The following is an 18,735-nucleotide window of genomic DNA, read 5'->3' on the forward strand; positions in this document are numbered from 1 at the left end:
TGTGGACCTGACCGAGAGCCCCGAGGACCGTGCCTTCCGCGCGGAGATCCGCGCGTGGCTCGAGGACAACCTCGCCGGCGAGTGGGGCCGCCTGAAGGGTCTGGGCGGCCCGGGTCGCGAGCACGAGGCCCACGACGAGCGCCTCGCCTGGAACCGCCACCTCGCGGCGGCCGGCTGGACCTGCGTCGGCTGGCCGAAGGAGCACGGCGGCCGCGGGCTGAGCCTGTGGCAGCAGGTGATCTTCCACGAGGAGTACGCCCGCTCCGACGCGCCGCACGGCGTCAACCACCTCGGCGAGCAGCTGCTCGGGCCGACGCTGATCGCGTTCGGCACCGACGAGCAGAAGGCGCGCTTCCTCCCTGCGATCGTCAAGGTCGAGGAGCTGTGGGCGCAGGGCTACTCCGAGCCCGGCGCCGGCTCGGACCTCGCCAACGTGCAGACCAAGGCGCGTCGGGACTCGGCAGGCTCGACCACCGACGAGTGGGTGATCGACGGCCAGAAGGTGTGGACCTCGATGGCGCACGTGGCCGACTGGTGCTTCGTGGTCGCGCGCACCGAGCCGGGCTCGCAGCGCCACCACGGGCTGAGCTTCCTGCTGGTCCCGCTGAAGCAGGACGGTGTCGAGATCCGGCCGATCGAGCAGCTGACCAGCGGGTCGGAGTTCAACGAGGTCTTCTTCACCGGCGCGCGCACCGCGGCCGACAACATCGTCGGCGCGCCCGGCGCCGGCTGGGGCGTGGCGATGGGCCTGCTCGGCTTCGAGCGCGGGGTGTCGACGCTGGGCCAGACCGTCGGCTTCGCCCGCGAGCTCGACGACGTCGCGGCCCGCGCTCGCGCCAACGGCTCGATCGAGGACCCCGTGGTCCGCGACCGCCTCGCCGGCCTCAACGCCGAGCTGGTGGCCATCCGCGCCTTCGCGCTGCGGGCGCTGAGCAACGTCGAGGGAGGCTCGGACTCCGCCGCCGGCGGGGGAGCCGGCAGCATCTTCAAGCTGGCCTGGGCCGACTGGCACAAGCGTCTCGGCGAGGCCGCGATGGCCGTGGCCGGAGCCGACGGCCTGCTGACCAAGGGCGCGGCGTACGAGCTCGACGCCCACCAGCGCCTCTTCCTCTTCTCGCGTGCCGACACGATCTACGGCGGCAGCGACGAGATCCAACGCAACATCCTCGCCGAGCGCGTGCTCGGCCTGCCCCGAGAGGCCCGCGCATGACCGTGACCAGACCCGAGCAGCCCACGCCCGACTACGTCCCCGGCCACGACCTGCTCAACGGCAAGGTCGTCGTCGTGACGGCCGCCGCGGGCGCCGGCATCGGCGCGGCCGTCGTACGCCGGGCGCTGGAGGAGGGCGCCAAGGCGGTCGTCTTCTCCGACACCCACGCGCGCCGTCTCGCGGAGGCCGAGCAGCAGCTGGCCGACGAGTTCGGTGGCGACCGCGTGCGACAGCTCGTCTGCGACGTGACCCAGGAGGCCGACGTCCAGGCCCTGCTCGACGCGGCCGACGAGCTCGGTGGGGTCGACGTGATGATCAACAACGCCGGGCTCGGCGGGACCGACCCGATCCTGGAGATGAGTGATGAGTCCTGGGGCCGGGTCATCGACATCACCCTGACCGGCACCATGCGCTGCGTCCGCGCCGCCGGAGCGCGCTTCGTCGCGCAGGGCAAGAAGGGCGTGATCATCAACAACGCCTCCGTCATCGGCTGGCGCGCGCAGGAGGGCCAGGCCCACTACGCCGCCGCCAAGGCCGGTGTGATGGCGCTGACCCGCTGTGCCGCCCTCGACCTCGCGCCGCACGGCATCCGGGTCAACGCGGTCTCGCCGTCGTTGGCGATGCACCCGTTCCTGGAGAAGGTGACCTCGCCCGAGCTGCTCGTCGAGCTCAAGCAGCGCGAGGCCTTCGGCCGGGCCGCCGCGCCCTGGGAGGTCGCCAACGTGATGGTGTTCCTCGCCAGCGGCTACTCGTCGTACCTGACCGGAGAGGTGATCAGTGTCAGCAGCCAGCACGCCTAACCGGCGAGCGGAGCTCCTCCGGATCGCGGGGGAGAAGTTCGCCACCAAGGGCTTCAAGAACACCACGGTCCGCGACATCGCGGACGCCGCCGGCATCCTGTCCGGCAGCCTCTACCACCACTTCCCGAGCAAGGAGTCGATGGCCGACGAGCTCATGCGTGAGTTCCAGACCGAGCTCTTCGGGCAGTACGACGAGATCCTCGCGAGCTCCGACGACGCCCGCACCAAGCTCGAGCGGGCCGTCCGGGTGAGCTTCGAGGCCATCGAGAACCACCCCCACGAGGTGGCGATCTTCCAGAACGACGCCGCGCACCTGGGCCGGCTCGAGGGCTTCGGCTACCTCGCCGATCGCAACGCCCAGTCCCGCCAGGTCTGGATCACGCTGCTCGAGGAGGGTGTCGCGTCCGGGGTGCTCCGCGAGGACCTGGACATCACGCTCACCTACCGCTTCATCCGCGACACCGTGTGGGTCGCCGTCCGCTGGTACCGACCCGGCGGCGGACTCACCCACACGGAGGTCGCCGACCAGTACATCCGCATTCTCCTGGACGGGATCACCCATGCCTGAGGCCTACATCATCGACGCCGTCCGTACGCCGGTAGCGCGACGCCGGGGCTCCCTGGCCGGGGTGCACTCGGCCGACCTGGCCGCTCACTCCCTGCGGGCGCTCGTCGAGCGGACCGGCATCGACGCCGGCCTCGTCGACGACGTGATCCTCGGCTGCTGCGACACCATCGGGTCGCAGGCGGGCGACGTCGCTCGGACGGCCTGGCTCGTGGCCGGTCTGCCCGACCACGTGCCCGGCGTGACGATCGATCGTCAGTGCGGCTCGTCGCAGCAGGCCGTCCACTTCGCCGCCCAGGGTGTCATGTCCGGCACACAGGACCTGGTGATCGCCGGTGGTGTGCAGAACATGAGCGCGATCCCGATCTCCGCGGCGATGCTCGTCGCGCAGCCCTACGGCTTCACCACACCGTTCGCCGAGTCGCCCGGCTGGGCCGCGCGCTACGGCGACGTCGAGGTGTCGCAGTTCAACTCGGCCGAGATGATCGCCGAGAAGTGGGACGTCACCCGCGAGGAGATGGAGGCGTTCGCCCTCGCCTCCCACCAGCGAGCACGTACGGCGATCGCCGAGGGCCGCTTCGCCAACGAGATCGTTCCGTTCGTGCTGCCCTCCGGCGAGGTGGTCTCGACCGATGAGTGCCCGCGAGACACCTCCCTGGAGAAGATGGCGTCGCTCGCTCCGCTGCAGGAGGGCGGCCGGATCACCGCCGGCGTCGCCTCGCAGATCTGCGACGCGTCCTCGGCGATGTTGATCGCCTCGTCGCGTGCGGTCGAGGAGCACGGCCTCACGCCGCGCGCCCGGATCCACCACCTCTCGGTCCGCGGCGACGACCCGATCTGGATGCTCACCGGACCGATCGAGGCGACCAAGCACGCGCTGGCCCGGGCGGGGATGACGATCGACGACATCGACCTGTTCGAGTGCAACGAGGCGTTCGCCTCGGTCGTCCTGGCGTGGATGAAGGAGACCGGCGCGCCCCACGAGAAGGTCAACGTCAACGGCGGTGGCATCGCGCTCGGCCACCCGATCGGAGCCACCGGCACCCGCCTGATGACCACCCTGCTCAACGAGCTCGAGCGCACCGGCGGCCGCTTCGGCCTGCAGACGATGTGCGAGGGCGGCGGTCAGGCCAACGTCACCATCATCGAGCGCCTCTGAGATCGCGCGACGCCGAACGACTCAGCCGAAGGTGAAGGCGAGCCAGAGGCCGATGCCGAGCGGCACCAGGCTGGTCAGGTGCCAGAGCGACAGCGGCTTCTTGCCGTTGAGGGCGCGGACCGCGGCGATGCCGACGTTCCAGAAGAGGGCACCGATCACGACCAGCCCGACCTTCGAGGCCGCCTTGTCGCCCGCCACGTCGAAGACCGCCGAGACGATCAGCGCCGCGGTGAGGTGGAAGATGATCGTCATCACGACCGCCGAGACGACCCGGCGCTGAGTGGTCTCGAGCTTCTTCACGGCCTCGGGGTCGACCTGCTTGCGCGGCGCGTTGGGGTCCATCAGGTGCTTGCGGCGCGGGGCGGTCGTCGGCTGGTTCACGTATTCACGATATCGGCCCGCGGGCCGGCGTACCCCCGGAACGGCGGCTGACGGTGGGTGGGATCCGCCACGTCCGCCCCGTCGCTCCGCTCGATGACAGATCTTCTGCCAGCGCGCCGTGGTTCGCAGGAAGGTCTCCGGTGGTTCATGAACCTGCAGTGCATCTTTCTGATCCACTGCGTTCGTTGACGCTGGGTTTGCGGCGGGACGACAGTGCGTGAGGCTCGCGTCTGTGGGGGACGCACCCAGGTCCTCGAGGCGTCGGGTCACTTCATCACCACGGGTCCTACCCGGACCCCCTCTCAAGGAGTGTCAGTGAAACGACTCGTCGCAGGGGGCTTCACCACAGCCCTCGTCTCGGCGTTGGCCCTCGCCACCGCGCCCTCCGGCGCACAGGCCTCGACCACGCCGGGTGCCCCGCCCGTCAAGACCGTCGCCACCCATGGCCCGTCCAAGGACCACGCCCTCGCCACCGCGCGCAAGCTGGTGGCCACCCCACCCGGCCTGCTCCACGCCTCCGCCCACGACGCCTTCCAGGCCCACGCCGTGGTGGCCTCGCACGGCATCCAGTACGTCCCCTACGACCGCACCTACCGCGGCCTGCCGGTCATCGGCGGCGACTTCGTGGTCGTCACCGACGGCGCCGGTCGCCTGCTCGACACCAGCGTGGCCCAGACCTCGGACGTCTCGCTCGACTCGATCAGTCCGAGCGTGACGCGCGCGGCCGCCCGGCGTACGTCGCTCGACCAGGTCGGCCACGGCGCCTACGACGGTGCCAGCCGGCTCGTCGTCCTCCAGCGCGCGCACTCCGCGCTCGCCTGGGAGACCACGGTCACCGGCACCCGCAACGGCGACGCCTCCCGGCTGACCGTGTACGTCGACGCGCACACCGGCGGTGTCCTCGACACCGTCGAGCACGTGGCCGAGGGGTCCGGGAACTCGGCGTACGACGGCAGCGTGAGCATCCCGACCACGCTGTCGGGGTCGACGTACTCGATGAAGAACAGCAACGCCTCGACCCTGGTGTGCCAGGACGCGGCGACGAACACCACCTTCAGCGGCACCGACGACAGCTGGGGCAACGGCGACGCGACCAGCCGCGAGACCGGCTGCGTGGACTCGTTCTACGCCGCCGAGCAGGAGCGCAAGATGCTCTCGGCCTGGGACGGCCGCAACGGCATGGACGGCTCCGGCGGCTGGGTCCCGATCCGGGTGGGGCTCAACGACGTGAACGCCTACTACGACGGCACCCAAGTGCAGGTCGGCCACTCCCAGAGCGGTGGCAGGTGGATCGGCTCGATCGACGTCGTCGCCCACGAGTTCGGCCACGGCGTCGACGACCACACGCCCGGCGGCCTGTCCGGCAACGGCACCCAGGAGTTCGTCGCCGACACGTTCGGCGCGGCGACCGAGTGGTACGCCAACAACCCGGTCGACACCCCCGACTTCACCGTCGGCGAGCAGGTGGACCTGGTCGGCAGCGGCCCGATCCGCTACATGTACAACCCGTCGCTGGCGGGGGACTCCAACTGCTACTCCTCCTCCACTCCGACCGCCGAGGTCCACGCGGCCGCCGGCCCCGGCAACCACTGGTTCTACCTGCTGGCCGAGGGCACCAACCCGACCAACGGCCAGCCGACGAGCCCGACGTGCAACAGCACCTCGATCACGGGCATCGGCATCCAGAAGGCCGAGAACATCATGTACAACGCGATGCTGATGAAGACCTCGTCCTCGTCGTACCTGAAGTACCGCACCTGGACGCTCACCGCGGCCAAGAACCTCTACCCGGGTTCGTGCACCGAGTTCAACGCGGTCAAGGCGGCGTGGAACGCCGTCAGCGTCCCGGCGCAGACCGGTGACCCGACCTGCTCGACCACGAGCGGCAACACGGTCACCGTCACCAACCCCGGCAGCCGTTCGGGCACCGTCGGCACGGCGACCAGCCTGCAGGTCTCGGCCTCCGACTCGGCGTCGGGTCAGACGCTCACCTACTCGGCCACGGGTCTCCCGGCCGGCCTGTCGATCAACGCCTCGACCGGCCTGATCTCCGGTACGCCGACCACGGCGGCCACCTACTCGACCACCGTCACGGCCAAGGACGCCACGGGCGCCTCGGGGTCGGCCTCGTTCACCTGGACGATCTCGGGATCCGGCGGCACGTCGTGCTCCGGTCAGAAGCTGGCCAACCCCGGCTTCGAGTCGGGAGCGATCGGATGGACCGCGTCGAGCGGCGTGATCACGAACGACTCCGGCGCGGCCGCCCACGCGGGCACGTGGAAGGCCTGGATGGACGGCTACGGCACCACCCACACCGACACGCTCAGCCAGTCGGTCACGATCCCGTCGGGCTGCAAGGCCACGCTCAGCTTCTACCTGTGGGTCGACTCCGCCGAGACGACCACCTCGTCGGCGTACGACAAGCTGACGGTGAAGGCGGGCTCGACCACCTTGGCGACGTACTCGAACCTGAACAAGGGCTCGGGCTACGTGCTTAAGTCGTTCGACGTGTCCTCGCTGGCGGGCCAGACGGTCACGATCAGCTTCTCGGGCACCGAGGACAGCTCGCTGCAGACCAGCTTCATCGTGGATGACACCTCGCTGAACCTGGGCTGACCCCCGGCGACGACGGTCGGGTGGCTGGGCGGAGCGGAAACGCTCCGTTCAGCCACCCGATCCTTCAGCCCTGCGGCCTGACGACGTACGACGAGGCCCGGCGCAGCTCGACGGCGGCCTGCTCGACGATGCGGTCGATGAGCTCCTCGCAGGTGGGCAGGTCGTCGATGACGCCGACGACCTGGCCGCTGGCCAGGACGCCGGCGGAGGTGTCGCCCTCGACCAGGCCGGCCTTGAGCATCATCGGCGTGTTCGCGGCCAGGCTCATCTGGGCGAGCGTGCGGCCCTGCTCCTTCTTCATGGAGCGGCCGTCCTTGGCCAGCTGGGTCCAGGTCATGCCTGACTCGCGCTTGAACTCCAGGGTGCGGCGGAGCGTCGGGGCGAGGCGGCGTACGGCGCTGGTCCCCTCGAGCTCCTCGACCAGGTCGGTGCGCAGCATGCGGTGGGGCATGCCGTCGACCTTGGCGGTCACGACGGTGTCGGTGAGCGACTTGGACAGGTAGAGGTCCTTGACGGCCTGGGGAACGGCGGAGTCCTGGGTCAGCAGGAAGCGGGTGCCCATGCCGATACCGGCGGCGCCATAGCTGAGGGCGGCGGCGAGGCCGCGGCCGTCGAAGAACCCGCCGGCCGCGATGACCGGGATGTCGACCGCGTCGAGCACGGTCGGGAGCAGCAGCGTCGTCGGCACGGGGCCGGTGTGGCCCCCACCCTCGCCGCCCTGCACCATCACGGCGTCCGCGCCCCAGGCGGCGACCTTGACCGCGTGCTTGGCGGCGCCGATCGACGGCATCACGACGATGTCGTTCTCCTTGAGCAGCGCGATCAGCTCGGGCTTGGGGGCCAGGGCGAACGAGGCGACCTTGACGCCGTGGTCGATCAGCAGCCGGCACCGGTCCTTGGCGTCGCCCGCGTCGGCGCGCATGTTCACGCCGAACGGCTGGTCGGTGCGCTGCTTGACCGAGATGATCGCCTGCTCCAGCTCGGCGAACGTCATGGTGGCCGAGGCGAGGATGCCCAGACCGCCCGCGTTGGCGGTGCCGGCGACGAGCCGCGGGCCGGAGACCCAGCCCATGCCGGTCTGCACGACGGGATGACGTACGCCGACCAGGTCGGTGAACGGCGTGCGGATCACCTGCTCACGCATTCGGCACCTCCTTGAACCGCAGGCCCTTCGGGTCGATGACGTTCTCGATGAGGGTGAGCTCCTCGGCCGTGGGCTCGCGCGTTCGCGCGACGTCGGCGGGGATCTCGAGGGTGAAGCCGGTCGCGTCGACCACCTCGTCGAGGGTGACCCCGGGGTGGATGCTGACCAGGCGAACGGTCCCGCCCTCGCCCGCCACGTCGAGGACCGCGAGATTGGTGACGATCCGGTGGATGTCGTTGAACCGCTCGGCTGCCGGTCCGGCCGCCTTCGCGCGGGCGGGGCCCACGCCGGAGACGACGTCGACCTGCTCGACGAAGACGCGGTTGGAGTGCCGGGGCACCCAGTAGGAGGTGCGGTTGTTGACGGTGTTGCCCGGGGCGCCGCGGCTGCCGAGCAGCTGGCGCCGCGGCTGGGCGAAGTCGCCGATCGCGGAGATGTTCTGGTTGCCGTGGCGGTCGACCTGGGTGGCGCCCATCATCACGTGGCGCTTGCCGTAGGCGACGACGTCGAAGACCTTGCGGAACGGGATCCATCCCTCGACGACGTCCTTGCCGCCCAGCGGGGGAGTCCCGGCCAGGAAGACCGACTCGCCGTCGCTGATCACCAGGTCCGGGTTGGACGTCAGCCGTGCGAGGCGTACGCCGACCGTGGGCAGCAGGCCCATCGGGCTGGCGAAGATCTCTCCGTCGTCCTTGAACGCGTCCGCGATCGCGGCGGCGCAGACGTCTGCTCGGGTGGCGCTCATTTGCTGCTCTCCTCTGCGAAGGCGGCGACCGCCGCCTGGTAGCTCGCCTCGTCGCCGGCGAGGAACCGGTCGTGGAACGCCTGCCACTCCTCGTCGGAGCCCCCCGCGGCTGCGGCGTACGCCCGTTGGAAGGGCTCGTCGCGCTCGTAGTCCGGCACGCAGCTGGTGAAGTGCGCGCCGTTCGGGGTCTCGACGACGCCGCTGACCATCATCCGGCTGAGCAGCAGTCGTTGGACGGGCACAGGCGAAGGGCCGGCCGTGAGCCCAGCCGTGTCGACGACCTGCTCGACGCTGAGGTAGGTCTTGTCGGCGGCCATCGCGAAGAGGTCGTCGAAGTACGGGTCCGGCCCGAGGTACGTCGCGTTGCCGTGCTGGTCGGCGCGGTTGAGGTGGACCAGCGCGGCGTCGAGCTCGAGGGCGGGTACGGCCACGAGCTCCTCGCCGTCGGCGTACGGGCTGGTGATGGTGCGCAGGTCCGGGTTGTTGACGAGCACGTCGGAGCCGAGCCCCGCGCGCATCGGCAGGAACGGCAGGCGCTGTGCGGCCGCGCGCAGGCCGGTCTGGAACATGCCCTCGTCGAGCTCGCAGATCTGGGGGATCGTCGCCTCCTGGCGTGCGCGCTGGAAGTTCGGCTCGAGCGGCACGGTGTCGAGGGAGACGAAGGCGTAGGTGAGCCGGCGGATCTTGCCCGCCCGCGCGAGCAGGCCGACGTCGGCGCCGCCCCAGCTCACGATGTGCAGGTCGGTGAGGTCCGAGCGGTAGATCGCGCGCACGAGCGCCATCGGCTTGCGCCGAGGACCCCAGCCGCCGATGCCGATCGTCATGCCGCTCTCGAGGCTGCCGACGACGTCCTCGATCGTCATCCGCTTGTCGCGTGGCTTCACTTGCTCTTCTCCGTTCCCGCGAAGTCGTCGCGGAGCTCGTCGCTGACGCCCATGAGGTTGAGCTCGAAGGTGAATCCCTGCTCCCAGCGGTAGGACGCGTTGACGTCGACCCCGTTGATCCGCTCGATCCCGTTGAGCGCCTCCTTGGCGGCCCGGATCACCGAGGTGTGCTTCGCAGCGATCTCGCCCGCCACCTTGAGCGCGGCGTCGAGCAGCTGCTCGCGCGGCACGACCTCGAGCACCGACCCGAACTGCACGAGGTCGCGCGCCGGGATCGTGCGGGCGGTGAAGTAGAGGGTGCGCATCATGTGCTGCGGGACCAGGCGCGCCATGTGGGTGGCGGCGCCGAGGGCGCCCTGGTTGACCTCGGGCACGCCGAAGTAGGCGTCGTCCGAGGCGACGACGATGTCGGCGTTGCCGACCAGGCCGACGCCGCCGCCGACGCAGAAGCCGTTGACCGCGGCGATCACCGGGACGCTGCACTCGTAGACGGCCTTGAAGGCCGCGAAGCAGCCCTTGTTGGCGCCGAGCAGCGCGTCGAAGCCGGTGGTGCTCTGCATCTCCTTGATGTCGACCCCGGCGTTGAAGCCCTTGCCCTCGGCCCGCAGGATCACCACCTTGGTGGCGCGGTCGGCCGAGGCCTCGTCGAGGGCGCTCGCGACGTCGAACCATCCCTGCACGGTCAGCGCGTTGACCGGGGGAGCGGCCATCGTGATCACCCGGATCCCGTCGTCGCGCAGCTCGCTGCTGACGCTTCCTGAAGTCATGCCACCAACCTACCAAGCATTTGCTTGGTATGGTGCAGCCATGTCGCTGAGCATCGACCTGTCCGGTCGCGTCGCCCTGGTCACCGGGGGCGCCCGCGGCATCGGCCGCGGCATCACCGAGGTGCTGCTCGAGGCCGGCGCGACGGTCGTGACCTGCGGGCGCTCCGAGGCGGAGCCGCCGGCGGGCGCGACGCACCGCCGGTGCGACGTACGCGATCCCGAGGCGGTCGGCGCCCTCGTCGACGGCATCGTCGCCGACCTCGGCGGCCTCGACATCGTCGTCAACAACGCCGGGGGAGCGCCGTACGCCGACGCGGCCACCGCGAGCCCGCGGTTCCACGACAAGATCCTCGGCCTCAACCTCACCGCCGCGCTCACCGTGAGCCAGGCCGCCAACCGGGCCATGCAGGCGCAGGAGCGCGGGGGAGTGATCGTCAACATCTCCTCGGTCTCCGCGACGCGACCGAGTCCCGGCACCGCGGCGTACGGCGCCGCCAAGGCGGGCCTCGACTCGCTGACCGGCAGCCTGGCGATGGAGTGGGGCCCGACGGTGCGGGTCAACGCGGTCGACGTCGGGCTGGTGCGGACCGCCGACACCGCCGACCACTACGGCGGCGACGCGACCGTGGCCGCGATCGAGGCCACCATCCCCGCCGGCCGGATGGCCGACGTCGCCGAGATCGGCCGGTTGGTGGCGTTTCTGGCCAGCGACCTGGCGTCGTACGTCTCGGGCGCCCGCATCGCCTGCCACGGCGGCGGCGAGCAGCCCGTCTTCCTCCACATCGCCCAGAAGGAGCACCAGTGAGCAGGTTGTTGGAAGGTCGCGTCGCGATCGTCACCGGAGCGGGTCGCGGCATCGGCCGCGCGCACGCGCTCGAGCTCGCCCGGCACGGCGCCAAGGTCGTCGTCAACGACTACGGCGTCTCGAACAACGGTGAGAAGACCGACTCGCCGGCCCACGACGTCGTCGCCGAGATCGAGGCGATGGGCGGCGAGGCCGTGGTCAACGGCGCCGACGTGGCCGACTTCGACCAAGCCGCGGCGATGGTGCAGCAGGCGATCGACACGTACGGCGGCCTCGACGTCCTCGTCAACAACGCCGGCTTCGTGCGCGACCGGATGCTGGTGAACGCCACCGAGGAGGAGTTCGACGCGGTCATGCGGGTGCACCTCAAGGGACACTTCGCGCCGTTGCGTCACGCGGCCGCCTACTGGCGGGCCGAGTCCAAGGCCGGCCGGCAACGGGTCGCGCGGGTCATCAACACCACCTCGGGTGCCGGGCTGCAGGGCTCCATCGGCCAGGTCGTCTACTCCGCCGCCAAGGGCGGCATCGCGACCATGACCCTCGTGGCGGCTGCCGAGCTCGGCCGGATCGGGGTGACGGTGAACGCGATCGCACCGGTCGCCCGGACCCGGATGACCGAGGGCGCTTTCGACACCTCCGCGATGGCGCTGCCCGAGGACAACTCCCCGATCGTGGCCTGGCTCGCCTCGGAGGAGTCCGGCGACGTCACCGGCCGGGTCCTCGAGGTCGACGGCTCCCGGCTGACCGTCGAGAACGCCTGGGCCCACGGGCCCTCGGCCGTGGCCGACGGCCGTTGGGACGCCGCCGACGTCGGCGAGCACCTCCGCCAGCTGATCGCGATCGCCCCGGACCCGGAGCCGGTCTACGGGGCCTGAGTCCGCCGTCGGCGTACCGGTGGAGTAACACGTCGTTCGGGCGTCGGCATACGGCTGGAGTAACACGTCGTTCGGCCGTCTACCGCCCCGAAATCTGCACTTCCACGCTGTCGTGACGGCGTGGAAGTGCGAAAAGCGGGGCAGTAGACCGGCGAACGACGTGTTACTTGTCGGCTCGACGCGCCCGCCGCACCAACGGCTCACCGGACTCGGGCGCGGTCCAGCCGCGCCAGATCGCGACCAGCCGGAACGCGATGATCACGCCGGCCGACACGGTGACCACGAGGGGTGACGGCAGGCCGCGGTGGTCGCCGGCCACGGCGAGCGCGGCCCCGACCGTCGCCGGGATGGCGTACAGCTCGCTCTTGCGCAGGAGCAGCGGGACCTGGCCCACCAGCAGGTCGCGCAAGATGCTGCCGCCGACCCCGGTGACCACGCCGAGCACGACGGCGCCGACCGGCGACACGCCGTAGTCGGCCGCCTTCAGGGCGCCCGCGACGCTGAACAGCCCGAGCCCGAACGCGTCCATGACGTTGATCGGCCGGCCCAGCCGGCCGATCTGCGGGTGCCACACGAACGTCGCCAGGCCGACGCCGATCGCGACGGCCAGGTAGTGCCAGTCCGTCAGCGTGGGCGGGGGAGTGTCGCCGATCAGGACGTCGCGGATCAGCCCGCCGCCGAGACCGGTGACCACGCCCAGCACCACCACGCCGACGACGTCGAGCCGCGCGGCGACCGCGGTCAGCGCGCCCGAGACGCCGAAGACTGCGATCGCCAGCAGGTCGACGAGCATGCCGGTACGACGGTCAGGCCGACTCGGTGACGCCCCGCTGGTGGGAGTCGGTCAGGCGAGCCTCCTCGGCGGCGCGCGCCTCGAGCTCGGCCCGGGCGGCGTTCCACTCGTCGGAGGAGGAGGCGACGGACGCCGTACCTCCCTCCAGCTTGCCGATCGCCCGGCGGGCATAGATCTGCTGCGCGGTGATGGTGCGCTCGGACCGGTTGTTGCTGATGAACGTGTTCATCCAGTGCAGCAGCGCGGAGAACCGGTTCTTGAAGCCGGTCATGTACATCAGGTGCACGGCCAGCCACATGAACCAGGCGATGAGGCCGGTGACCCGGATCCGGCCGACCAGCGCGACCGCGGAGAAGCGGGAGATGGTCGCCATCGAGCCCTTGTCGAAGTACGAGAACGGCTTGAGCGGCTTCTTGCCGCGGATCCGGCCCTCGATCGTCTTCGCGGCGTACTTGCCGCCCTGGATCGCGACCTGCGCGACACCGGGGAGGTTGTCCAGCGCCATCATGTCGCCGACCACGAACACCTCGGGGTAGCCGGTCAGGGTGAGGTCGGGGTTGACGGCGATCCGGCCGGCGCGGTCGAGCGGCGAGCCGGTCTGCTCGGCGAGCATCTTGCCCAGCGGTGACGCCGCGACGCCGGCGGCCCACACCTTCGTGGCGGACTCGATGTGCGTGACGGTGCCGTCCTTGGCCTGTACGTCGATCCCGCGCTCGTCGACGTTGGTCACCATGCCGCCGAGCATCACCTCGACGCCGCGGGCCTCCAGCGACTTCTGCGTGTGAGCGCCCAGCTTGGCGCCGAACGGCGGCAGCACCTGGGGTGCCGCGTCGACCATGACGACGCGCGCCTTGGTCGAGTCGAAGGAGCGGAAGTCCTTCTTGAGCGTGTGGTGCGCGAGCTCGGCGATCTGGCCGGCCATCTCGACGCCGGTCGGCCCGGCGCCTACGACGACGAAGGTCAGGTAGCGCTCGAGCTCGGCCTCGGTGTGCGCCAGCTCCGCGAGCTCGAACGCGCCGAAGATGCGGCCGCGCAGCTCGAGGGCGTCGTCGATGGACTTCATGCCGGGCGCGAAGTCGGCGAAGTGGTCGTTGCCGAAGTAGGACTGGCCGGCACCGGCGGCGACGATCAGGGAGTCGTACGGCGTGACCGTGAGCCGGCCCTGGATGTCGGAGGTGACCGTGCGGTTGGCCAGGTCGATGCCGGTGACCTCGCCGAGCACGACGCGCGCGTTGTCCTGGTTCTTCAGGATCTCGCGGGTCGGCGGCGCGATCTCGCCCTGGCTCAGGATGCCGGTCGCCACCTGGTAGAGCAGCGGCTGGAACAGGTGGTGGTTGGTCTTCGAGATCAGCGTGACGTCGACGTCGGCACGCTTGAGGGCCTTGGTGGAGAACAGGCCTCCGAAGCCGGATCCGATGATGACGACCTGGTGACGCGGGGAGCTCATGGGCGCGAGTGTTCCAGAAGCGCAACGCTCCCGGGGATCACATCCGCTCGATGACCGTCCCGGTCGCCATCGCGCCGCCCGCGCACATCGAGATCAGGGCGGTCGAGGCGTCCCGGCGCTCGAGCTCGTGCAGCGCCGTGGTGATCAGGCGTACGCCGGTCGCGCCGACCGGGTGTCCCAACGCGATGGCGCCGCCGTTGACGTTCAGCTTGTCCATGTCGGCGCCGTGCACGCGTGCCCAGGACAGCACGACCGCGGCGAACGCCTCGTTGACCTCGAACAGGTCGAAGTCGGACATGCTCATGCCGGTGCGGTCGAGCACCCGCTGGGTGGCGTCGACCGGGCCGTCGAGGTGGTAGTACGGGTCGGAGCCGACCAGGCAGTGGTAGGCGATGCGTGCTCGCGGCTTGAGGCCCAGCTCGCGGGCCTTGTCCTCGTCCATGATCAGCAGGGCGGCGGCGCCGTCGGAGATCTGCGAGGAGGTGCCGGCGGTGTGCATGCCGCCCTCGAGCACCGTGCGCAGGCCGGCGAGGCCCTCGAGCGTGGTCTCGCGCAGACCCTGATCGGTGTCGACGTCGCCGTACGCCGCGATCTCGCGCTTGAACCTGCCCTCGTCGACCGCGATGCGCGCCTTCTGCTGGGAGGCGAGGCCGAGCTCCTCGAGGTCGGCCCGGGTGATGCCGCGGTTCTTGGCGATCCGGTCGGCGCCCTCGAACTGGTTGGGCATGTCGATCGACCAGTCGCCGGGACGCGGGTCGCCCATGCCCTCGGGCACGTTGGAACCCAGCGGCATCCGCGACATCGACTCGACACCGCAGGCCACGCCCGCGGCGATGGAGCCGGCCGCGACGAGGTCGTTGATCAGGTGCGAGGCCTGCTGGCCGGAGCCGCACTGGGCATCGAGCGTCGTACCGCCGGTGTGCTGTGCCAGCCCGGCGTGCAGCCAGGCCCGCCGCACGGTGTCGTTGGACTGCTCGCCGACCTGCGACACGATGCCGCCGATGACCTGCTCGACCAGCGCGGAGTCGACGCCGGCCCGGCGGAGGACCTCGGACTGCACGAAACCCAGCAGGTTCGCGGGGTGTACGCCGGCCAGCGCACCGTTGCGCTTGCCCAGCGGGGTGCGGACGGCTTCGACGATCACAGGGTTGCCCATGCGGGCAAATGTACACCGAACTAGAACGTGTTCTCATTTTCTTCGACGAACACTTACGAAAGCCTTTCGTATTTCTCCGATGCTCTGTAGCCTCGGTCACAGAAACGTGTTCTAGTCGGGTCTCCGCGCCCGCGACCGAAAGGCACCGCCGACGTGACTGCTGTCGAGATCCTCCCGACCGGGTTCGACTTCACCCTGCCCGACCTGATCGAGCGCGGGGGCATCCCGCACGAGGAGTTCAAGGCCGTGCGCCAGAGCGACCCGGTGCACTGGGTCGAGCAGCCCCAGGGCTCCCGCGACGGCATGAACCCGGAGGCCGGCAACGGCTACTGGGCGATCACCAAGCACGCCGACGTCTCGGCGATCTCGAAGAACTCCAAGGTCTTCTCCAACATGGAGAACGGCGCGATCATCCGCTTCGCTGAGGGCATGGAGCGCGAGCAGGTCGAGCTGCAGCGGGTCATGCTGATCAACCAGGACGACCCGGAGCACACCTTCTTCCGCCGCATCATCAGCCGTGGCTTCACCCCGCGCGCCATCGGCGCGCTCGACGAGATGATGGAGAAGCGGGCCAACGACATCGTGCTGGCCGCGAAGGCCAAGGGCACCGGCAACTTCGTCGACGAGGTCGCCGCGGAGCTCCCGCTGCAGGCGATCGCCGACTTCATCGGCGTACCGCAGGAGGACCGGCACAAGCTGTTCGACTGGTCCAACCAGATGATGTCCTACGACGACCCGGAGGTCCCTGGTGAGCCGGACGTCGCCGCTGCCGAGATCCTGGGCTACGCGATGGGGCTGGCCGCCGAGCGCAAGGAGAACCCGCAGGACGACATCATCACCAAGCTGATCACGGCCGACCACGAGGGCCGCGGCCTGAGCGACGACGAGTTCGGCTACTTCGTGATCATGCTGGCCGTCGCCGGCAACGAGACCACCCGCAACGCCATCACCCACGGCATGAACGCCTTCCTCGACAACCCCGGCCAGTGGGAGCTGTTCAAGAAGGAGCGCCCCGACACGGCGGTCGACGAGATCATCCGCTGGGCCACGCCGGTCCTCTGCTTCCAGCGCACCGCGATGGAGGACACCGAGGTCGGTGGCCAGGCGATCAAGAAGGGCGAGCGCGTCGGCATCTTCTACGCCGCCGGCAACTTCGACGAGGAGGTCTTCGAGGACCCCTTCACCTTCGACATCACCCGGGAGAGCAACCCGCACCTCTCCTTCGGCGGCCACGGCGCGCACTACTGCATCGGCGCCAACCTCGCCCGCAAGGAGATCAAGTTCATCTTCAACGCGCTGGCCGACCACGTCCCGGACATCACCAAGCTCGCCGAGCCGCGTCGCCTGCGCCACGGCTGGATCCACGGGATCAAGGACCTGCAGGTCAGCTACGGGGCCTGAGGGTCGTTCGGACGCGTGTGGGAATCACCGGTTCACCGGTGATTCCTGCACTTCCACCCCAATGCAACGGGGTGGAAGTGCAGGAACTGGTGAGAGCTGGTGACTGATGTGACCGGTGGGACCCTCAGACCCGCGTCAGCGGGAGGTGCGGCGCGGGCGGAAGGTCGACGGCGATCACGTCGCCAGGGCGTACGTCGCCACCGCGGCTGACGATCCCCATCACGCCGGCCAGCCGTACGACGGCGCCGGAAGCGTCGGTGTGCACGAGCCGCTTCAGCAGGCCGGGCCGGAACATGTCGATCTGGACGCAGGGGTTGCGCAGCCCCATCAGCGTCACGACCGCCGAGCCGATGCTCAGCCGGGCGCCGACGGGCAGCGCGAGCAGGTCGAGACCCGACGTGGTGATGTTCTCGCCCAGCTGGCCCGGAGCCACGGAGAAGCCCGCAGAGGCGAGCGACTCGAACAGCTCGCCGTGGATCAGGTGGACCTGGCGCAGGTTCGGCTGGCTCGGGTCGGCCGCGACCCGCGAGCGGTGCTGGACCGTCGCGCCGAAGTGGGCATCGCCCTCGACGCCGAGCCCCTCGACCAGCCGCACGACATCGGCAGCGACCTTGCTGAACTCGTGCTCGGGCGAGCGATGGACCGCGACCACCCGAGCAGCCACGAGGTCAGTCCCGGGCGGTGAGGACGAGCGGGCCGTCGGGCGTGATCGCGATGGTGTGCTCGGTGTGGGCGCCGCGCGACCCGTCGGCCGAGCGGATGGTCCAGCCGTCGGGGTCGAAGGTGATCTCGTCGGTGGAATGCAGGAACCACGGCTCGATCGCGATGACCAGGCCCGGCTTGAGCCGCAGCCCGCGGCCCGCGCGGCCGTCGTTGGGCACGTGAGGCTCGCCGTGCATGGTCCGGCCCACGCCGTGGCCGCCGAACTGCAGGTTGACCTTGAGACCGGCCTCCGCAGCGACCGATCCGATCGCGAACGAGATGTCGCCGATCTTGTTGCCGACCGTCGCGGCTGCGATGCCCGCGTCGAGCGCGCGCTGCGTGGTGTCGATGAGCGCCTGGTCCCGGGGGTCGACGGTGCCGACGATCACCGACAGCGCCGAGTCGGAGACCCAGCCGTTGAGCGATGCCGCGAAGTCGACCGAGAGCAGGTCACCGTCCTGGAGGACGTAGTCGTGGGGGAGTCCGTGCAGCACCGCGTCGTTGACCGAGGTGCACAGCACCTTGCCGAACGGGCTGGCGCCGAAGGACGGGTGGTAGTCGATGTAGCAGGACTCCGCACCCGCGTCCTTGATCATCTGGTGGGCGAGCTCGTCGAGCTCGAGCAGGTTCACGCCGACCGCGGCCTTGTCACGCAGGGCGCTGATCACCGAGGCGACGAAGCGCCCGGCGGGACGCATCTCTTCGATCTGGGTCGGGGTACGGAGCTCGATCACGTCCGCAAGCCTACGGTCGCGGCGCGCTGGGACCGAGACGGGGCAGCAGGTCGGCGACCGCGTCGTCGTACTCGCTGCGCAGGTGGGAGACGAGGTCGGCCACGCAACGGCGTACGCCGATGGCGCCGACGCCCTGCCCGCAGCCCCAGATGTCGTGCCAGGCCCGCCAGCTCGGCTCGTCGACACCGGCCGGGCGCGCGAACGCCGGCGTCCCGGGCTCGTGGCGGGGCAGCGCATCGGGGTCCAGGCCGACGGCGGCGATGCTGCCGCGCAGGTAGTTGGCGGTGATGCCGCTGAACCAGTCGCTCGCGACCACGTCGCTCGCACCCGCCGCCACCACCATGTCCTTGTACGCCGCGGGTGCGACGGCCTCGTCGGTCGAGAGGAACGCGCTGCCGACGTACGCCAGGTCGGCGCCGGCCGCCTGCGCGGCCAGGATCGACGAGCCGTGCGCGATCGCCCCTCCGAGCACCAGCGGCCCGTCGAACCAGGTCCGGTCCCGAGGCCAGGAACATCGGCGCCGCGAGGACGGGCAGGGACAGCTGGGACAG

The 18,735-nt window shown here is 70.3% G+C and carries 19 protein-coding genes; 8 read left to right on the forward strand and 11 right to left on the reverse strand.

The genetic code is table 11. The annotated features are described in order from the left end of the window. The first annotated feature begins 1 nt into the window (after nt 1). The 4 genes from ACYVJ3_RS06370 to ACYVJ3_RS06385 are packed head-to-tail and all read left to right on the forward strand — an operon-like array spanning nt 2 to nt 3,734. The gene (locus ACYVJ3_RS06370; RefSeq protein ID WP_460851783.1) at nt 2-1,210 is read left to right on the forward strand and encodes an acyl-CoA dehydrogenase family protein; all 1,209 of its coding nucleotides are present in this window, start codon (nt 2-4) and stop codon (nt 1,208-1,210) included. Then, complete coding sequence (locus ACYVJ3_RS06375) at nt 1,207-2,010, forward strand: SDR family oxidoreductase (RefSeq protein WP_460851784.1); 804 nt, start codon at nt 1,207-1,209, stop codon at nt 2,008-2,010. The genes ACYVJ3_RS06370 and ACYVJ3_RS06375 overlap by 4 nt, the downstream gene beginning before the upstream one ends. Further along, on the forward strand, nt 1,988-2,578 hold the full coding sequence (locus ACYVJ3_RS06380; protein WP_460851786.1) for a TetR/AcrR family transcriptional regulator: 591 nt from the start codon (nt 1,988-1,990) through the stop codon (nt 2,576-2,578). The genes ACYVJ3_RS06375 and ACYVJ3_RS06380 overlap by 23 nt, the downstream gene beginning before the upstream one ends. After that, nucleotides 2,571-3,734, forward strand: coding sequence for an acetyl-CoA C-acetyltransferase (locus ACYVJ3_RS06385; protein WP_460851788.1), 1,164 nt, complete (start codon nt 2,571-2,573; stop codon nt 3,732-3,734). The genes ACYVJ3_RS06380 and ACYVJ3_RS06385 overlap by 8 nt, the downstream gene beginning before the upstream one ends. A 21-nt stretch (nt 3,735-3,755) precedes the next feature. Here the strand turns inward: ACYVJ3_RS06385 and ACYVJ3_RS06390 are convergent, their stop codons facing one another. Continuing rightward, entirely contained in the window at nt 3,756-4,115 is a 360-nt protein-coding gene (locus ACYVJ3_RS06390; RefSeq protein ID WP_460851790.1) for a hypothetical protein, read from the reverse strand. A gap of 315 nt (nt 4,116-4,430) precedes the next feature. Here ACYVJ3_RS06390 and ACYVJ3_RS06395 point away from each other — a divergent pair, with 315 nt between their 5' ends. Then, the gene (locus ACYVJ3_RS06395) at nt 4,431-6,731 is read left to right on the forward strand and encodes a M4 family metallopeptidase (RefSeq protein ID WP_460851791.1); all 2,301 of its coding nucleotides are present in this window, start codon (nt 4,431-4,433) and stop codon (nt 6,729-6,731) included. A 64-nt stretch (nt 6,732-6,795) separates the two neighbouring features. Here ACYVJ3_RS06395 and ACYVJ3_RS06400 read toward each other — a convergent pair whose 3' ends face one another. From ACYVJ3_RS06400 to ACYVJ3_RS06415, 4 genes are read right to left on the reverse strand one after another with little or no spacing between them, the layout of a single operon-like run. Then, nucleotides 6,796-7,875 carry an NAD(P)H-dependent flavin oxidoreductase gene (locus tag ACYVJ3_RS06400; protein WP_460851792.1) on the reverse strand — a complete coding sequence of 360 codons (1,080 nt, stop codon included), beginning with the start codon at nt 7,873-7,875 and terminating at the stop codon, nt 6,796-6,798. Beyond that, the gene (locus tag ACYVJ3_RS06405) at nt 7,868-8,620 is read right to left on the reverse strand and encodes a CoA-transferase subunit beta (RefSeq protein WP_460851794.1); all 753 of its coding nucleotides are present in this window, start codon (nt 8,618-8,620) and stop codon (nt 7,868-7,870) included. Before ACYVJ3_RS06405 ends, ACYVJ3_RS06400 begins: the two co-directional genes overlap by 8 nt. Continuing rightward, nucleotides 8,617-9,504: a CoA transferase subunit A gene (locus ACYVJ3_RS06410; protein ID WP_460851796.1), complete on the reverse strand. Its 888-nt coding sequence runs from the start codon at nt 9,502-9,504 to the stop codon at nt 8,617-8,619. The genes ACYVJ3_RS06405 and ACYVJ3_RS06410 overlap by 4 nt, the downstream gene beginning before the upstream one ends. Further along, nucleotides 9,501-10,271 carry an enoyl-CoA hydratase family protein gene (locus tag ACYVJ3_RS06415; protein WP_460851798.1) on the reverse strand — a complete coding sequence of 257 codons (771 nt, stop codon included), beginning with the start codon at nt 10,269-10,271 and terminating at the stop codon, nt 9,501-9,503. Before ACYVJ3_RS06415 ends, ACYVJ3_RS06410 begins: the two co-directional genes overlap by 4 nt. Before the next feature lie 40 nt (nt 10,272-10,311). On the opposite strand from ACYVJ3_RS06415, the gene ACYVJ3_RS06420 reads away from it, so the two are divergent. Both ACYVJ3_RS06420 and ACYVJ3_RS06425 read left to right on the forward strand, forming a co-directional pair. After that, nucleotides 10,312-11,076: an SDR family oxidoreductase gene (locus ACYVJ3_RS06420; RefSeq protein WP_460851800.1), complete on the forward strand. Its 765-nt coding sequence runs from the start codon at nt 10,312-10,314 to the stop codon at nt 11,074-11,076. Continuing rightward, nucleotides 11,073-11,951 carry an SDR family oxidoreductase gene (locus tag ACYVJ3_RS06425; protein WP_460851801.1) on the forward strand — a complete coding sequence of 293 codons (879 nt, stop codon included), beginning with the start codon at nt 11,073-11,075 and terminating at the stop codon, nt 11,949-11,951. Before ACYVJ3_RS06420 ends, ACYVJ3_RS06425 begins: the two co-directional genes overlap by 4 nt. Before the next feature lie 163 nt (nt 11,952-12,114). Here ACYVJ3_RS06425 and ACYVJ3_RS06430 read toward each other — a convergent pair whose 3' ends face one another. From ACYVJ3_RS06430 to ACYVJ3_RS06440, 3 genes are read right to left on the reverse strand one after another with little or no spacing between them, the layout of a single operon-like run. Beyond that, nucleotides 12,115-12,744 (reverse strand): trimeric intracellular cation channel family protein, encoded by a 630-nt coding sequence (locus ACYVJ3_RS06430; RefSeq protein ID WP_460851803.1) that lies wholly within the window; start codon nt 12,742-12,744, stop codon nt 12,115-12,117. 13 nt (nt 12,745-12,757) lie between these two features. After that, a complete protein-coding gene (locus ACYVJ3_RS06435; protein WP_460851804.1) occupies nt 12,758-14,191 on the reverse strand; it encodes an NAD(P)/FAD-dependent oxidoreductase in 1,434 nt (477 codons plus the stop codon). Between the two features lie 37 nt (nt 14,192-14,228). Next, nucleotides 14,229-15,347, reverse strand: coding sequence for a steroid 3-ketoacyl-CoA thiolase (locus tag ACYVJ3_RS06440; RefSeq protein ID WP_460851806.1), 1,119 nt, complete (start codon nt 15,345-15,347; stop codon nt 14,229-14,231). A 153-nt stretch (nt 15,348-15,500) separates the two neighbouring features. Between ACYVJ3_RS06440 and ACYVJ3_RS06445 the strand changes: the two genes are divergently transcribed. Beyond that, complete coding sequence (locus ACYVJ3_RS06445; RefSeq protein ID WP_460851808.1) at nt 15,501-16,748, forward strand: cytochrome P450; 1,248 nt, start codon at nt 15,501-15,503, stop codon at nt 16,746-16,748. A 124-nt stretch (nt 16,749-16,872) separates the two neighbouring features. On the opposite strand, the gene ACYVJ3_RS06450 is transcribed toward ACYVJ3_RS06445, so the two are convergent. The 3 genes from ACYVJ3_RS06450 to ACYVJ3_RS06460 are packed head-to-tail and all read right to left on the reverse strand — an operon-like array spanning nt 16,873 to nt 18,656. Continuing rightward, nucleotides 16,873-17,412 (reverse strand): MOSC domain-containing protein, encoded by a 540-nt coding sequence (locus ACYVJ3_RS06450; protein WP_460851809.1) that lies wholly within the window; start codon nt 17,410-17,412, stop codon nt 16,873-16,875. A gap of 4 nt (nt 17,413-17,416) precedes the next feature. Then, nucleotides 17,417-18,184 carry a type I methionyl aminopeptidase gene (gene map / locus ACYVJ3_RS06455; RefSeq protein WP_460851811.1) on the reverse strand — a complete coding sequence of 256 codons (768 nt, stop codon included), beginning with the start codon at nt 18,182-18,184 and terminating at the stop codon, nt 17,417-17,419. 10 nt (nt 18,185-18,194) lie between these two features. After that, nucleotides 18,195-18,656 (reverse strand): nitronate monooxygenase family protein, encoded by a 462-nt coding sequence (locus tag ACYVJ3_RS06460; protein WP_460851813.1) that lies wholly within the window; start codon nt 18,654-18,656, stop codon nt 18,195-18,197. Between the last annotated feature and the right edge of the window lie 79 nt (nt 18,657-18,735).

Source organism: Nocardioides montaniterrae (genome assembly GCF_054782655.1).

Coding starts and splice junctions, on each gene's coding strand:
- ACYVJ3_RS06375 (WP_460851784.1), top strand. CDS start 1,207: ATGACCGTGACCAGACCCGAGCAGCCCACGCCCGACTACGTCCCCGGC.
- ACYVJ3_RS06385 (WP_460851788.1), top strand. CDS start 2,571: ATGCCTGAGGCCTACATCATCGACGCCGTCCGTACGCCGGTAGCGCGA.
- ACYVJ3_RS06400 (WP_460851792.1), bottom strand. CDS start 7,875: ATGCGTGAGCAGGTGATCCGCACGCCGTTCACCGACCTGGTCGGCGTA.
- ACYVJ3_RS06405 (WP_460851794.1), bottom strand. CDS start 8,620: ATGAGCGCCACCCGAGCAGACGTCTGCGCCGCCGCGATCGCGGACGCG.
- ACYVJ3_RS06415 (WP_460851798.1), bottom strand. CDS start 10,271: ATGACTTCAGGAAGCGTCAGCAGCGAGCTGCGCGACGACGGGATCCGG.
- ACYVJ3_RS06420 (WP_460851800.1), top strand. CDS start 10,312: ATGTCGCTGAGCATCGACCTGTCCGGTCGCGTCGCCCTGGTCACCGGG.
- ACYVJ3_RS06430 (WP_460851803.1), bottom strand. CDS start 12,744: ATGCTCGTCGACCTGCTGGCGATCGCAGTCTTCGGCGTCTCGGGCGCG.
- ACYVJ3_RS06435 (WP_460851804.1), bottom strand. CDS start 14,191: ATGAGCTCCCCGCGTCACCAGGTCGTCATCATCGGATCCGGCTTCGGA.
- ACYVJ3_RS06440 (WP_460851806.1), bottom strand. CDS start 15,347: ATGGGCAACCCTGTGATCGTCGAAGCCGTCCGCACCCCGCTGGGCAAG.